General features: G+C 73.3%; 11 protein-coding genes. 6 read left to right on the forward strand and 5 right to left on the reverse strand.

Annotation, left to right across the window (positions count from 1 at the left end):
- Positions 1-21: 21 nt before the first annotated feature.
- Positions 22-4,458 carry a type I polyketide synthase gene (locus tag OG943_RS47770; protein WP_328607484.1) on the forward strand — a complete coding sequence of 1,479 codons (4,437 nt, stop codon included), beginning with the start codon at positions 22-24 and terminating at the stop codon, positions 4,456-4,458.
- Positions 4,455-6,002, forward strand: coding sequence for an MFS transporter (locus OG943_RS47775; RefSeq protein WP_328607485.1), 1,548 nt, complete (start codon positions 4,455-4,457; stop codon positions 6,000-6,002). Before OG943_RS47770 ends, OG943_RS47775 begins: the two co-directional genes overlap by 4 nt.
- On the opposite strand, the gene OG943_RS47780 is transcribed toward OG943_RS47775, so the two are convergent.
- From OG943_RS47780 to OG943_RS47790, 3 genes are all read right to left on the reverse strand, one after another.
- Complete coding sequence (locus OG943_RS47780; RefSeq protein WP_328607486.1) at positions 5,968-6,693, reverse strand: DUF1152 domain-containing protein; 726 nt, start codon at positions 6,691-6,693, stop codon at positions 5,968-5,970. The genes OG943_RS47775 and OG943_RS47780 overlap by 35 nt on opposite strands.
- Before the next feature lie 134 nt (positions 6,694-6,827).
- Positions 6,828-9,155 (reverse strand): ABC transporter permease, encoded by a 2,328-nt coding sequence (locus tag OG943_RS47785; RefSeq protein ID WP_328607487.1) that lies wholly within the window; start codon positions 9,153-9,155, stop codon positions 6,828-6,830.
- A complete protein-coding gene (locus OG943_RS47790; RefSeq protein WP_328607488.1) occupies positions 9,152-9,859 on the reverse strand; it encodes an ABC transporter ATP-binding protein in 708 nt (235 codons plus the stop codon). Before OG943_RS47790 ends, OG943_RS47785 begins: the two co-directional genes overlap by 4 nt.
- Before the next feature lie 79 nt (positions 9,860-9,938).
- Between OG943_RS47790 and OG943_RS47795 the strand changes: the two genes are divergently transcribed.
- Together OG943_RS47795 and OG943_RS47800 are read left to right on the forward strand one after the other, a co-directional pair.
- On the forward strand, positions 9,939-10,808 hold the full coding sequence (locus tag OG943_RS47795; protein WP_328607489.1) for a sensor histidine kinase: 870 nt from the start codon (positions 9,939-9,941) through the stop codon (positions 10,806-10,808).
- Complete coding sequence (locus OG943_RS47800) at positions 10,805-11,476, forward strand: response regulator transcription factor (protein WP_328607490.1); 672 nt, start codon at positions 10,805-10,807, stop codon at positions 11,474-11,476. The genes OG943_RS47795 and OG943_RS47800 overlap by 4 nt, the downstream gene beginning before the upstream one ends.
- A 6-nt stretch (positions 11,477-11,482) precedes the next feature.
- Here the strand turns inward: OG943_RS47800 and OG943_RS47805 are convergent, their stop codons facing one another.
- The gene (locus OG943_RS47805) at positions 11,483-12,610 is read right to left on the reverse strand and encodes an FAD-dependent monooxygenase (protein WP_328607491.1); all 1,128 of its coding nucleotides are present in this window, start codon (positions 12,608-12,610) and stop codon (positions 11,483-11,485) included.
- A gap of 121 nt (positions 12,611-12,731) precedes the next feature.
- Here OG943_RS47805 and OG943_RS47810 point away from each other — a divergent pair, with 121 nt between their 5' ends.
- Both OG943_RS47810 and OG943_RS47815 read left to right on the forward strand, forming a co-directional pair.
- The gene (locus OG943_RS47810; RefSeq protein WP_328607492.1) at positions 12,732-13,661 is read left to right on the forward strand and encodes a TetR/AcrR family transcriptional regulator; all 930 of its coding nucleotides are present in this window, start codon (positions 12,732-12,734) and stop codon (positions 13,659-13,661) included.
- Between the two features lie 26 nt (positions 13,662-13,687).
- Positions 13,688-14,134: a hypothetical protein gene (locus tag OG943_RS47815; protein WP_328607493.1), complete on the forward strand. Its 447-nt coding sequence runs from the start codon at positions 13,688-13,690 to the stop codon at positions 14,132-14,134.
- Between the two features lie 17 nt (positions 14,135-14,151).
- Here the strand turns inward: OG943_RS47815 and OG943_RS47820 are convergent, their stop codons facing one another.
- Complete coding sequence (locus OG943_RS47820; protein ID WP_328607494.1) at positions 14,152-14,772, reverse strand: class I SAM-dependent methyltransferase; 621 nt, start codon at positions 14,770-14,772, stop codon at positions 14,152-14,154.
- Positions 14,773-15,244: the final 472 nt, after the last annotated feature.

The raw sequence follows: 15,244 nt of genomic DNA on the forward strand, positions 1-15,244 counted from the left end.
GATGTTGTGAGAAACAGTGGGATGAGAAACCCGCCGCTCGACCCGGCCACGCTGCGCCGCTGGCTGCTGGACGCCGTCGCCGAGCACACCGGAGCGGACCCCGCCCGGATCGAGCCCGGCCGCCCGCTCGGCGACTACGGCCTGTCCTCCCGTCAGGCCGTCGGCATCGCCGCGGACCTCGAAGAGCTGCTCGGCACCCGGCTGCCCGCGACCCTGCTGTGGGAAAGCCCGACCATCGACCACCTCGCCCGCAGCCTGACCACCGGCGATACCACCGAGTCCGGTTCGACGCCCGCCTCGGTGCCTGCCTCTGTGTCTACCGCTGTGTCTGCTTCTGGGCCGGGCACCGACCGGCGCCGGACCGACCCGATCGCCGTCGTCGGCCTCGGCTGCCGCTGGCCCGGCGCGGACGGCCTCGACGAATACTGGGACCTGTTGCGGACCGGGCGGGATGCCGTCCGGACCGCGCCGCCGGGCCGGTGGAATGCCGACGCCGCACCGGTTCTCGGCGGTTTCCTCGACGACGTCGCCGGATTCGACGCCGAGCACTTCGGCATCACCCCGCGCGAAGCGTCCACAATGGACCCGCAGCAGCGGATGCTCCTGGAGGTCGCCTGGGCCGCGCTGGAGCACGCGGGGATCGCCCCGGCGTCATTGCGCGGCAGCCGCACCGGCGTGTTCACCGGCGTCGCCACCCACGACTACGGCCAACTCACCATGGCTCTTGGCGGGGTCGACTTGTGGACAGCCACCGGTGCGGCGGGCAGCATCTCCGCCAACCGGCTGTCCTATGTGTACGACCTGCGCGGGCCGAGCATGGCCATCGACACGGCCTGCTCCTCGTCGCTGGTCGCGGTGCACCACGCCGTGCGGGCGCTGCGCGACGGTGAAGCGGACCTGGCGCTGGCCGGCGGGGTCAACCTGATGCTGGTGCCCGGGCCGACCGCCGCGTTCGCCGCGGCCGGGCTGCTCGCCGGGGACGGCCGGTGCAAGACCTTCGCCGCCGGCGCCGACGGCATCGCCCGCGCCGAGGGCTGCGGCGTTGTGGTGCTCAAGCGGCTCGCCGACGCCGAGTACGACGGCGACCGCGTGCTCGCGGTGATCCGCTCCTCCGCGGTCAACTCCGACGGCCGGTCCCACGGCCTGGCCGCGCCCAATCCGCTGGCGCAGCAGGCGATGCTGCAGGACGCGTACCGCGGCTTTGATACGTCCACAGTGGACTACGTCGAGGCGCACGGCACCGGCACCCTGCTCGGTGACCCGATCGAGGCTCGCTCGCTCGGCGCCGTGCTGGGCGCGGGGCGTGAACCCGGCCGTCCGCTGCTGATCGGCTCGGTGAAGACGAACATCGCCCACGCCGAGGCCGCGGCCGGGATCGCCGGGCTGATCAAGGTGGTGCTCGCGATGACCCACGACGAGCTGCCGCCGCAGCTGCACTTCGCCGACCCCAGCCCGCACATCGCGTTCGACGAGCTGCGGCTGCGGGTGGTCACCGCGCCGACGCCGTGGCCTCGCTACGCCGGGCGCGCCACCGCCGGGGTGTCCGCGTTCGGGTTCGGCGGGACCAATGCGCACGTCGTCCTCGAACAGGCTGCCCCGGCGCCACCGGCCTCGGCGTCCGACGGCGTCCGGCTCGCGGTGCTGTCCGCCCGCACCCGCGACCGGCTCGCCGAACGGGCCGCGCAGCTGGCGGACTGGCTGGATTCCCCGGCCGGGCAAGGGAATTCCCTCGCCGACGTCACGCACACGTTGTCCCGGCGCGACAACGGCGCCCCGCACCGGGCCGCCTTCGTCGCCGGGGACACCGCCGAGCTGGCGTCGCTGATGCGTGGCGTCGGCGCCGACCCGCTGCCTGCGGGCGTGGCGACCGGAACGGCCCAGGCCGCCGAGGGGCCGGTGTTCGTGTTCTCCGGGCACGGCTCCCAATGGCCCGGGATGGGCCGCGGGCTGCTGGCCGCCGAGCCCGCTTTCGCCGCGCAGGTCGAGAAGCTCAGCGACCTGTTCACCGAGCACACCGGACGTTCGCTGCGGGCGCTGCTGACCACCCCGGAAACGTTGTCCCTGCCCGAAAACCAGGCGGCGATCTTTGGCACGCAGGTCGCGCTGGCCGCGTTGTGGGAGTCGCTCGGCGTCCGGCCCGCGGCCGTCATCGGGCATTCACTCGGCTCCGTGGCCGCCGCCGTGGTGAGCGGGGCGCTCGACGCCGACGAGGGCGTTCACCTGGTCGCCACGCGGGCCCGGCTGCTCGGCACCATCCGCCCGGGCGGCGCGATGGCCGCGGTGGAGCTGTCGCCGGCGGATCTGGCGGCATACCCGGGGGTCGAGCTGGCCGTCGACTCCGCGCCGCGGCAGCTGACCGTCGCCGGGGACGCCGACGTCCTGGACCGGCTGGTTTCGCAACTCGAGGCCGCCGGGCTTTCCGCGCGGCGGCTGGCGGTCGAGGTCGCCGGCCACTCGGCCGGGGTCGAGCCGATCCTGCCCGGGCTGCGGGACGCGCTGGCCGAGCTGGGCGGACGGCGCCCGGCCGTGCCGTGGTACGACACGGTGCTGGCCGACCCACGGGAGCGGCCGGACTTCGACGCCGGGTACTGGGCCGCGCACCTGCGGCGCCCGGTGCGGTTCCGGCAGGCGGTGACGGCCGCCGCCGCGGACGGGCACCGCGCGTTCGTCGAGGTGTCACCGCACCCGATCCTGCGGGGTTCGACGGCCCGGACCCTGGCGGCCGCGGGGATCGAGGACGCCGTCGTCACCGGCACCCTCCGCCGGGGCCAGGACGAGGTCCGCGCCCTGGGCGCCGCGGCGGCGGAACTGTACTGCGCGGGCACCCGGATCACCGCCGCCGACGCTCGCATCGGCGCCCGGCTGGTCGACGTGCCGCCGATGCCGTGGCGGCGGGAACGGCATTGGTACACGCCGGTGGAGCCGGTGACCGGGGCTGGTTCCGGGGCGGTGCGGGAGCCGGTGGCCGCGGAGTCGGCGGCGGTCGTTGACCGCGGGGCTGTGCGGGATCCGGTGGCGGTGGAGCCGGTGACCGTCGCTGATTCCGGGGTGGTGCTGGAGCCGAGCGTCGCCGCTGACCGTGAGGCTGCGCCGAAGCCGGTGCCCGCCGAGCCGGTGACCGGCGCCGTACCAAAGCCGGTGCCCGCCACCCCCACGAGCCAGGCCGGTACCTCGCGCACCGACCGGCTCACCGAGATCGTCGCCGCGATCATGGGCCTCTCGCCGACGCGCCTCGACGCCGACGTCCCGCTGGTCGACCTCGGCCTGGACTCGCTGATGGCGAACCGGATCCGCGAAGCCGTCCGGCGTGACCTGGGTGTCGAGCCCGACGTCACGGCCGTCCTCCGCGGCGCCACCCTCGCCGACCTCGGCCGCGCTCTCGAACCGCCGCGCGCGAACGGATCTCCCGAACGTGGCCGAGCCTGGGACGCCGCCGACCGCCTCGTGCTGAGACTGTGGGCCAGGCTCACCGGCACCGAGCCGGACGACACGCACGTCCGGCTGACCGGCACCGATCAGCCCGAGCAGCTGGCCGAGCTACTCGCCACCCAGCTGTCCGCCGAACTCGACACCCCGCTCGACCCCGCCGAGCTGCTGCGTCACGACTCGCTGGCGGCGATCGCCGACGTCGCCCGCGCCGTCCTCGACGCCCGGGAGGACCGTGGCCCGGTCCACGCGCTCGCGATCGGTGACGCCGGAACTGCGCCGCTGCTGCTGTTCCACCCCGGCGGCAGCACCTGCACCGTCTACCGGCCGCTGCTGGAACGGTTGCCCACCGGCCTGCCGTGCATCGGCTTCGAACGCGTCCCCGGGACCAGCATCGAAGACCGCGTCGAGCGGCTGCTCCCGCTGGTGCGCGCCACCCAGCCGCAGGGCCCGTACCGGCTGGCCGGGTGGTCGTTCGGCGGGGCGCTGGCTTACGGCGTCGCCGCGCGGCTTGCCGAAGAAGGCGCCGAAGTCGAACTCGTCGCGCTCATCGACACCATGCTGCCGCTGCCGGAGCCCGACCTCACGCCGCGGGTGTCGTCGGCCCGGCGGTTCCTGCGATTCACCGCCTACGTCGGGAGCACGTACGACCGGCCCGTCCGCCTCGGCCACGACGAACTCGCGCCGCTGCCCGAAACCGAGCAGATCGAGCTGGCCATGCGGCGGGTCGCCGAAGCCGGGCTGCTCAGTCCCGGCGTGCTCCGCCACCAGCGTCAGTCCTTTTTGGACACCTTGGCGGCGGAACGCGGCACACCGCGGCCGTACGACGGGCGGGTCGTGCTGTACCGGGCGACCGAGCCGTACGCCGCCGGGCTGGCGATGGAGCCGCGCTACTCGCGCCGCGACCCCGACGCAGGCTGGGCGGAGCTGTGCCCGCGCCTGGAGATCGTGCCGGTGGACGCGCATCACTTGTCGGTCGTTGACCCGCCGCACGTCGACGCCGTCGCGCGGCACCTGACGAGCCTCCTGTGACCCAGCCCCAAACACAGACACAGCCCCAAACCCGTGCCTGGCCGTTGCTCGCGGTGCTCGGCGCCGGGCTGTTCCTGGTCGCGGTGGACGCGACCGTGCTGCACGTCGCGCTGCCCGACCTCGTCCGGCAGCTGCGGCCGGGGGCGGCGCAACAGGTGTGGATCGTGGCGATCTACCCGCTCACCGCGGCGCCGCTGCTGCTGCCGTTCGGCACGCTCGGCGACCGTTACGGGCGGCGGCGGGTGCTGGTGGCCGGGTACGCGCTGTTCGGGATCGCGTCACTCGGCTGCGCGCTCGCGCCCGGCGTCCCGGCGCTGCTCGCCGCCCGCGCCGCGCTCGGCTGCGGAGGCGCGATGATCATGCCGGTGACGATGTCGCTGTTGCGGGAGCTGTTCCCGGAGCAGCGGCGCCGTCGCACGGCGATCGCGGTGTGCAGCGGCATCGCGGGCACCGGCTCGGTGTTCGGGCCGGTACTCGGCGGCGTGCTGGTCGAAACCTGGGGCTGGCGCTCGACGTTCCTGGTGAACCCGCCGGTCATCCTGGCCGCGGTGGTGCTCGCCCTCCGATGGCTGCCGCGGACCCCGCCGGTCCGGCGGCACTGGGACGGCGTCAGCGCGCTGCTCGCGGCGGGCGGGGTGCTCGGCATCGCGTTTGCCGTCGGGCAGACCCGGTTCGACGGTGTGCTCGCGGTGCTGGGCCCGGCCGCGGGAGTGGCCGGTTGTGTCCTCATCGGACTGTTCCTGCGCCGTCAGCGCCGGACCGACCCGCCGTTGCTGGACCTGGCGCTGTTCCGGCAGCCGGGAGTGCCGGGCGCGGTCGGCGGGGTGCTGCTGGTGATGAGCGCGCTGGTCGGGCTCGGACTGCTGTTCGCGCAGTACCTGCAGCTGGTACTCGGCCTTTCCCCGACGGCGGCGGCGACGCGGCTGCTGCTGGTGCTCGGCGCGTCGGCCGTGGGCAGCGTGGTGGCCCCGGCGCTGCTGGAGCGGTTCGGCAACAGCCGGGTCCGCGCGACGGGGTTCGCGCTCGCGGCGGTGGCGTTGCTGGCCCCGGCGGCCGGACCGGTCGCGCTGACCTCGCCGGGGTTGCTGGGCGTCGCGTTGGCGGGGCTGGGATTCGGCATGGCCCTGGCGTTGACGTCAAGCACGGACACCCTGCTCTCGGCGACGTCGGCCGAGCAGGCGGGCGGCGCGGCCGCGGTGGAGAAGACCGGTTACGAGCTGGGCGCGGGCTTCGGGACGACGTTGTTCGGCTCGCTGGCCGCCGCGGTGTACGCGGCGCACCTGTCGACGCCGGACGGGCTGCCGGAAACGGCACGGCAGCTGGCCGCGGCGGGCCCGGCCCAGGCGGAAGCGGCGGCTTCGGGCCTGGCCGGGCCGGTCGCCGGCGAACTGCTCACCGCGGCCCGCGCCGCGTGCACGGCGGGGCTGCAGGTCTCGGCCGGAGTCGCATGTGGACTGTTCACGCTCGCGGCACTGACCGCGTTCGGCCGCAAGAAGGGCCGCAAGAAGGTCAGTGCGGGAAGACACGCCGGGGCCGGTGGATGACGGTGTCGCGGTGGGCTTCGATGGTGAGCATCACGTCGATCATCGTCTCGGTGTCCGCGAGTTGCGCCAGGTAGCCGACGGACGCGGCGAGCGCGGGCAGGTCGACGGCGAAGTACAGGCCCATCAACGGGTTCACGAACAGCTCGCTGCCCTCGGTGCGCGTGGTGAAGGGCACGTTCCCGAACTCGCCCCGCAGCGACGCCGCGATCTGGCCGTTCACGATGCTCGGCCGCATCGGCGTGGCGGCCTGCGCGTGGGCGACGGCCTCGACGTACGACCGCGCTTCGGGCGAGGCCGACGGGATCGACAGCGCGCCGAGGTACCCGCCGGCCCGGTCGAGCGCGGCCAGGTTCTCCAGGACGTGCGCGTGGCAAACGCCGTGGTAGGCGTCGATGCCGAAGCCGAGGCAGACCACCAGCCGGTCCACGTCCTCGATGCCGGACACCGCGGCGAGGCTGGTCATGTCCTCTTCGGGGGTGCCGAGGCCGGCCTCGTCGCCGCGCATCAGGATGTCGGTACCGCCGTCCACCAGCACGATCGCGTCGACGCCCAGGTGCCGCACCAGCGCGCGGTACGCCTCGCGCAGCGGCCGGGCGCCGGTGCGCGGGAACGCGTGCACGGTCGAAGGCCGGCCCTGGCTGTCCAGCCACCGCGCCAGCGTGCGCTCGGGGAAGTAGTCCTCGCTGCCCACGCTGTCCGGCCCCGCGCGCGCAACGCGAAGGCCAGCGGCAGCCCGGCGTGGACGTCGAAGCCACCGCCCGCCCCGGCGATGAGCACGGACGACGCGGGTCTCAGGCGGGTGAACAGCGGAGGAACACGGTGCGCTCACTCGTTGTGCAGCACCTCGGCGATCGTCGTCCGGGCCGCGGACCTGGCGGGGACCAGGGCGCCGAGCACGGCGATGGCGATCCCGGCCAGTGCGAGCAGGACGAGCAGCGGCGGGCGGTACACGTCCGTCACGACGGCGAGAGTGTCGGACTGGCTCGCCGCCATCATGGCCGGGGCGATCAGCTGGTGCGCCACGACGCCGAGGGGCAGCCCGAGCAGCCCGCCCACCACGCCGAGCGCGCCCATGGACGTCACCATCATCACCGTGACCTGGCGTGGTGTCATCCCGATCGACTTGAGCGTGCCCAGGTCACGGCGGCGTTCGCGGGCGTTGAGGACCACGGTGTTGAAGACGCCGAGCGCCGCGACGACGCCGAGCACCAGCGTCAGCAGGGTCGCGGCACTGATCAGGACCGTGGCCTGGGACGAGCTGTTGTCGCGCGGTGGAGCGAGCTGCAGCCCCGGGTCGCCGGCCGTCACGGCGTTCAGGTACGCCTGCTGGTCGGTGCCGGGGGCCAGCTGGACCTGGTAGCCGTCGGCGCGGGTGCCCGGCGCCAGCTGCCCGAGCGTCGCCCAGCCGGCGAAGATCTGGAAGGCGTTGTTGGCCAGCACGAGCCCGACGATCCGCACCGGCGCGCGGTGGCCGCCCAGCTCCAGCGTGACGGTGTCGCCGATCGCCAGGCCGCGCTGGTTCAGGAACCGGGACGGGACCGCCACCTGGCCGGGTCCGTCCGGCCAGTGTCCACTGAGGACTTGTGGGCCGAGGTCCGCGCCGTCGCCGCGGTAGAAGACGACGGTGGCCGCCGGTCCGCCGGTCACGCCGGCCTCCTGCCGGGACGTCGCCGCGACGTGGACCGCGCCCGGTGTCGAGCGCAGCAGGGCCTCGTCCTGCGCGTCGCCCAGCTTCGGTGGGCGCGGCCGCGATTGCCTTGGTGGCAGGGGCTCACTGGACGTCCCCGCCATCAGCCCGACCCGGTCGGAGTAGGACGGGGCGACCGCGTTTCGGTACGCGGTAACGGAAAGCGTCACGCCGCTCGCGAGGGTCACGGTCACGACGCCGAGGACGATGGCGGCCAGGGTCAGCGCGGTCCGGGCCGGGCGCGCGAGCGGCACGCCGAGGCCGAGGCTGACCGAGCGCGGCAGCCGCGTGCCGCTGAGCCACCGCTGGACCACGAGCGCGCGGCCGGCCCGGGGCGCGGCGCCGACGCTGATCGCGCGTGCGGCGGGCAGCCGGCGGGCCCGCAGCGCCGAGACGAGCGCGGCGAGCACCACCACCATCGGCATGCCCACCAGCGCGAGGGCGTCCACCCAAAGGGCGACACCGACGTCGGTCACGCCGAAGCCCTGGAACGCGTCGGCCAGCAGCGGCCCCGCGACGAGGTTGCCGGCGACCGTGCCCAGCACGCAGCCGAACGCGGACGGAACGGCGACCATCACCAGGTAGACCGCCATCACCTGGTTCGGGGTGAAGCCGAGGGCCTTGAGCATCCCGATGTTCCGGACTCCCGCCACGACCGCCCCGCTGATCACGTTGGCGACGATCAGGACCGACACCGCCAGGCCGAGGATCCCGAAGACGACCAGGAACGGGATGTACACCCCGGACTCGGAGCCGGCCGCCTCCCGCAGGGCGAGGTACGACGCCGAGCCGAGCGTCGCCTTCGGGGGCAGCCCGGCCGTCACCACGGCCTGGTCCGCCCGGAGCTCGTCGGCGGTTGCGGCGCTGGTGAAGCGGTACAGCATCTGGGTGGCGGTCGGCCCCAGCTCCGTCAGCTGGGCGGGGCTGACCCAGGCGTCGGCGGACGCGCTCACGGAGAAGGCGAAACCGACGACGGTGAGCGCTGGGTGCCCGGGGGACTCCACGCGGGAACCCAGCTGCCTGGGCCCGAGTTCGCCGGGCGGCTGGTTCAGCACGATCTCGCCGGAGCCGGTGGCCCAGCGCCCCTGCCAGACGGTCAGCCGGTCCACCGCACCGCCGGGGTCCGCGCGCCCGACCGTGGTCAGGCTGGGCCCGCGGAACCCGTTTTCCTCGTCCACCGCTTGGAGCCGCGTCTGGCCGAACGGCCCGGCCGCTGCCTCGACCCCGGGCCGGACGGCGGTCTGGGCGAGCCGGTCGTCCGGCACCACCGCGTTGTCGTACGTCACGATCAGGTGCGCGCCGTTCTGCTGGGCGTGGGCCCGGTCGAACGGGGCCGACGCCGTCGTCAGCAATCCCAGCGCCAGCACCATCGTCGCCGTGGAAACCAGGACCACGATGCCGATCACGATCGTCTGGAGCCGGCGCCGCCGCACCGCCGCCCGCGCGACCCGCCACACCGCGTTCACGGTGTCCGCCCCAGCGTGCTCTCGCGCGCGACGCGGCCGTCGACGACTTCGACCAGGCGGGTCGCGCAATGGGTGGCGAGCCGTTCGTCGTGCGTCACCAATAGGAGCGTCTGGCCGATCTGGTTGAGGTCGAGCAGGAGGTCCATCACCTGCTCGCCGGACCGGCTGTCCAGCGCCCCCGTCGGCTCGTCGGCCAGCAGCAGGGCGGGCCGGTTCATCAGCGCCCGCGCGACCGCGACGCGCTGCCGTTCCCCACCGCTGAGCTGGGCCGGGTAGATGTTCCGCCGCCCGGCGATGCCGAGCTCGCCGAGCAGTTCCAGCGCGCGTTTGCGGGCCGGCGCGGCGGGTGTCCCGGTCAGCTGGGCGGCCAGCGCCACGTTGTCCAGCGCCGGAAGGTCGTCGAGCAGGTTGAAGAACTGGAAGATCATGCCGATCCGGCGGCGGCGGAACAGCGCGAGACCGGTTTCGTTCAGCTTCCCCAGGTCTTCGCCGTGCACGACCACGGACCCGGACGTCGGCCGGTCCAGCCCGGCCACCACGTTCAGCAGGGTGGACTTCCCGCTGCCCGACGGCCCCATCACCGCGACCGCCTCGCCGGCGTGGATCTTCAGCGACAGCCCGTCCAGCGCGGCCGAGTCGCTGTACTCCTTCCGCACGGCGGTCAGCTCGACGACCACCTGCGCCCTGCTGTTTTCCTGGCTCACAGTGCGCCATCCTGAGGCATCGGCGGCGGGGCGGGCATCAACCCGCGGGGGTAACCGCGCGGCCGGGGTCATCCCCGGGATGTACGCGCTGGCCCCGCTGGATGATGCGAAGTCCTTGACGGCCTGGGACAGTGAAACCGTGTGGGAGCCCGGGGTGATCTGGCCGGTCGTCGCGGCGCTGGCCGCGGTGGTGGCGCTGGTGTTCGCGGTCCGCGCCGGCCGGGCCCGCCGCGCGTTCGCCAAGGCGCTGGAGGAACGCGGCTGGCTGCTGGAGCGTGAGCGGGAAAGCGCGGCGCAGGGCGCGGTCGGCGCCGAGCGGGCCCGGATCGCCCGGGAACTGCACGACATCGTCAGCCACAACGTCAGCCTCATGGTGGTCCAGGCCGGGGCCGCCCGCCGGGTGCTGGACGCGGAGCCCGGCCAGGCCGCCGAAGCGCTGCTGGCCGTCGAGGCCGCCGGCCGGGACACGATGACCGAACTGCGGCACCTGCTCGGTGTGCTCGCCCCGCCGGCCGACGGCGGGGAACCGGGCGAGCTGTCCCCGCAGCCCAGCCTGAGCCGGCTCAGCCCGCTGGTCGACCGGATCGCGTTCGCCGGGCTGCCGGTGGAGGTGCGTATCTCCGGCGAGCCGCGGCCGCTGCCGTCCGGAGTGGACCTGACGGCGTACCGGATCATCCAGGAGGCGCTGACCAACGCGCTCAAACACGGCGACGGGTCGAAGGCCGAGGTGCTGGTCCGCTACACCGACCACTACCTGCGCGTGGAGGTGCTCAACAGCGGCCCCAGTGTGCTTTCCGGCGATCGCCCCGCTCCGGCCGAGCCGCAGGACGGCCGCGGTCTGCTCGGGCTGCGGCAGCGCGTGCGGGTCTTCGGCGGCGACCTGGACGCCCGGCGGCGGCTCGGCGGCGGGTTCCGGGTCCGCGCCCGGATCCCGCTGGAACACCCGTGACCGCCGCCGCGCCCCGGGTGGTCATCGCCGACGACCAGGCGCTCGTGCGCACCGGCTTCCGGATGATCCTCGCTTCGGGCGGGATCGACGTCGTCGGCGAGGCGGCCGACGGGGCCGAGGCCGTGTCGATGGACCGCGCGCTGCGACCGGACGTCGTCCTGATGGACGTCCGCATGCCGAACGTCGACGGCCTGGAGGCCACGCGGCGGATCCTCGCGCAGTCACCCGCCTGCCGCGTGCTGATGCTGACCACCTTCGACCTCGACCGTTACGTGTACGCCGCTCTCGCCGTCGGTGCCAGCGGCTTCCTGCTGAAGGACGTGACCCCGGAACACCTCGTCGCGGCGGTGCGGCTGGTCAACACCGGCGACGCCCTGCTCGCCCCGTCGATCACCCGGCGGCTGGTCGAGCGTTTCGCGTCCGGTCCCGTGGCGGCGCCGGCCGTCCACCGGGACCTCACCGCGCTGACGCCCCGGGAGCTGGAAGTCCTGACGCTGCTGGGCCGGGGCCGGTCGAACGCCGAGCTGGCCACGACGCTGACCCTCAGCGAGGCGACGGTCAAGACGCACGTGGCGCGCATCTTCGCCAAGCTGGCCCTCCGCGACCGTGCGCAAGCCGTTGTCCTCGCTTACGAAACCGGCCTCGTCGCCCCCGGAGACGGCGTGTGAACTGGCTCAGCCGACCATCTCGGCGTCGAGGGTGATGCCGTTCTTCGCCCGTTCCACCGATTCCTCGGCGGCCGGGCCACCCGGATTCTCCGTTGCCAGCGCTTGGTTCAGCTCGACGAACGGGCGCAGACGCCGCTCGTAGGCGGCGAAGGCCGCGGTGTGGTCCACGCCGGGGCGGCCGAGTTCGTCGGCCAGCACGTAGGCGCCGACGAGCGCGAGGCTGGTGCCCTGGCCCGAAAGCGCGGACGCGCAGTAGCCCGCGTCGCCGACGAGCGCGACGCGGCCGTTGGTCCAGTGGTCCATGTGGATCTGGGCCATGGCGTCGAAGTAGAAGTTCGGGGCGTCGGCCATCGCGGCGAGCAGCTTCGGCACCTCCCAGCCGGCGCCGGCCAGCCGTTCGGCGACGATTTCCTTCTGCTGCAAGGTGTTCCGGTAGTCGTAGGTCAGCGGCTCGGCCATGAAGCCGAGCGTGACCCGCAGCTCGGTGTTGTCGCGCACCGGGTAGGCGACACCGCCGGCGCGGGCGTCTTCGTCGCGGAACCACACCTGCCAATTGTCCAGGCCCAGGAGGTTCGGCGTCGGGAAGATCGCCAGGTACTGGCCCAGGTGCGTGGTGAACCCCGCCTCCGGCCCGAAGGCGAGGCGCCGCACGGCCGAGTGGACGCCGTCCGCGCCGATGACGAGATCGAAGGTGCGGAAGCCGCCGCGTTCGAACTCCACGCGCACGCTGTGTTCTTCCTGGTGCAGCGCGGTGATCGAGTCGTCGAACACGTACTCGACGCTGTCCTTCGTGGCTTCGTGCAGCATCGCGATCAGGTCGTCGCGCAGCAGTTCGACGTCCTCGCTGTCGAGCCGTCCGCTGGTGTAAGCGAAGTCCTCGGAGCGGAACAGCTCGGTGCCTGAACCGTCCATCATGGACATTCCCTTCATCCGGGTGCGCGCGGCCCGCACCGGCTCGCCCAGGCCCATCCGGTCCACCACGTCGAGCGCGACGCCGCGGACGTCGACGGCCTGGCCGCCCTCGCGCGGAGCCGCCGTCCGCTCCACCACGGTCACCCTGAAGCCCCGGTGACGCAGGCAGTGGGCCAGTGCCGGGCCGGCGATGCCGGCTCCGGAGATCAGGACGTCGCGCATGGTTTCCTCCAGTTTCGGACGCTATCTGCGTACACTCGACACAGTGGCATCGAGCTGGTTGGTACGCCAAAACTGACCTAGCACAGTGGGTACCCTGTACTAGTACAGATAGGAGACGGGTGTGACAGCCGAGCCGCGGTACCTGACCATCGCCGCCGAACTCCGGCGCCGGATCTCCGACGGGGAGCTGGTCCCGGGCGCGAAGGCGCCGTCGACCCGTGGGCTCGCCGCCGAGCACGGAGTCGCGACGGCGACCGCGGCGAAGGCGCTGGGTGTGCTCGTCCAAGAGGGGCTGCTCCGCGCCGAACCGCGCTCGGGCACCGTCGTCGCCGGTGGGCTGGGGGAGAAGCCCGCCCGCCGGCCCGCGCCGCGCGGCCGTTCGGAGGAGCTGACCCGCGGCCGGATCGTCCGGGCCGCGCTCGACATCGCCGACCACGAAGGGCTGGCGGTGCTGTCGATGCGCGGCGTCGCGGCCCGGCTCGGCGTCGCGCCGATGTCGCCGTACCGCCACGTCGCGAGCAAGGACGAGTTGGTCGTCCTGATGGCCGATGCGGCGTACGGCGAGCGTGGTTACCCGGCGCGGCCGCCGTCCGGCTGGCGGGCGCGGCTGGAACTGGGCGGGCGGACGTTGTGGTCGCTGTACCGGCGGCACCCGTGGCTCGCCCAGCTCGCGCCGGTCACCCGGCCGATGCCGCTGCCGAACCTGGCCGTGCACGCGGAATGGGTACTGTCCGCATTGGACGAATTCGGCCTCGACGCGGCGCAGCTGTGCGATCTGCACGTGCTGCTCTTCAGTTTCGTGCAGGGCATCGCGATCCACCTCGAACGCGAGCAGCAGGCGCTCGGCAGCTCCGGGCTGTCCGAGGACGACTGGATGGCCACCCAGGAACCGGCCCTCTCGGCGATCATCGGCTCCGGCCGTTACCCGGTGTTCGGCCGGATGCTCGCCACGCTGTCCACCGAGGGGTACGACCTCGTCCTGGACGAGGTGTTCGAACTCGGCCTGCGTTCCCTCCTGGACGGCCTAGCGCTGCGTCTCGAAGGCCGCTGACGTCGCCCGTTGGGGTGTCCTCCCGCGTGTCCGGCCCGGCGGACGGCGCCGGGACCGACACACTCTTCGCGGTGATGAACACGTCGATGGACGATGCCGGCCGCTGCCTGCTCTCGGTGGCCTGGAACATCCGGAGCAGCTTCTCCCGCGACGCGCCGCACAGCGTGGTCGATCGTCAGGAGCGGATCCGCGAGAACCTCCGCGACGTCTGCCGCTCGGCCGGCCACGGTGCCTGCGACTGGGCGGGCCGGCACGGTCCGGGCACCGAGGCCGACTACGTGCCGTTCCTGCGGCTGGCCGACCTCGCCTACGAGATCGACACGCTGCTGGCGCTCGTGGGCCGGTCGCTGGTCCCCGACCACGAGCGGGAAGCCCGCCGCTGGGCGGAGATCGACGTGCTGGTCACGCGCGCGGACGTGCTCGCGGAGGGCACGGCCGTCTTCCTGCGCGAGCCTGTGGCCGTGCCCTGCTGAGTCTCAGCGCTCACTGCTCACCGCTCGCGGCGCAGGGCGATGACGTTGTCGGTCACCTCGGCGACCTGGCCGTCCGGGCCGGTGGCGGTGCGACGGGGCGCGTCGAGCCGCTCGGCGTGCCAGCCCGGCCCGAGGTCCAGCTCGTCGGCGGTCTCCTGCGGGGTGGGGAAAACCTGGTCGCGGTTCCAGGACCACGGCGCGGCCGACCCGTGGTCGACGACGAGCAGCAGCCCGCCGGGGACAACCGCCTCGGCCGCCCGGCGCAGGACCCGCTCGCGCGGGAACTCCACCGGGCTGTGGAAGTAACTGGCGGACACCAGGTCGAACGCGCCTTCCGGGAAACTGCGGGAAAGATCGTGACAGGCCACGGTGAGCCGCTCGGTCACCCCGTCGGCCTCAGCCGCTTCGGCGATCCGCGCCAGCGCCGTCTCCGACACGTCGACAGCCGTGACGCGCCAGCCCCGCGCGGCGAGCCACCGCGCGTCGCCACCGTGGCCGCAGCCCAGATCCAACGCCGTGCCCGACTCGGGGCACAACGCGGGGACGACGTCGGCGAAGACCGCGTTGGGCCGGGTGCCCCAGCTGGGATCCGTGTTCTGGTAGCGATTTTCCCAGAACTGCGTGCTTTCGGTGGTCATCGAGGTCCTTCCTCCGGAGCGGGCGGTGCGGGCTCCACAGTCGGCGGACCCGGGGCCGGAGCGCAAGGAAATTTGCCATTCCGGCAACCCGACTACGGGTGAAGCGCGTTTCCGGGGATGCTCCTGTACTCGGCCGGGTGGCCATGTGGTAATGGAGCCGGCGAGCGCCGCGAACGGCGGCCAACGCTCCATAGTGGACAATTTCCGCGATGTTTCGGTTATCTGCGGGTGATCACCCAAGTCGCGTTTTTCGGAGGATTTCGCGGAGCCCGCCGGAGGTTGCGGCCGTAGCGGTCACATCACGGTGAGTGCGTGAATTTCCCGCATCGCAGGATCACCCCTCAGAGTGGACGGCGCGGAGATCCTCCAGTCGGGCCCGGGTTTCAGTGGCTCAGAGTAGGGAAATCCCGGCGGAGCCGCCGCGTTACATCACTCTTTAGTGGTGAAATTGCGGAAAACGTGGTCACTGTGG

The organism is Amycolatopsis sp. NBC_00345 (assembly GCF_036116635.1).
Taxonomy (GTDB): Bacteria; Actinomycetota; Actinomycetes; order Mycobacteriales; family Pseudonocardiaceae; genus Amycolatopsis.

Excerpts from the sequence above, each read along its gene's own strand:
- OG943_RS47795 (WP_328607489.1), top strand. The coding sequence starts at position 9,939 with ATGTACGCGCTGGCCCCGCTGGATGATGCGAAGTCCTTGACGGCCTGG.
- OG943_RS47805 (WP_328607491.1), bottom strand. The coding sequence starts at position 12,610 with ATGCGCGACGTCCTGATCTCCGGAGCCGGCATCGCCGGCCCGGCACTG.
- OG943_RS47820 (WP_328607494.1), bottom strand. The coding sequence starts at position 14,772 with ATGACCACCGAAAGCACGCAGTTCTGGGAAAATCGCTACCAGAACACG.
- OG943_RS47770 (WP_328607484.1), top strand. The coding sequence starts at position 22 with ATGAGAAACCCGCCGCTCGACCCGGCCACGCTGCGCCGCTGGCTGCTG.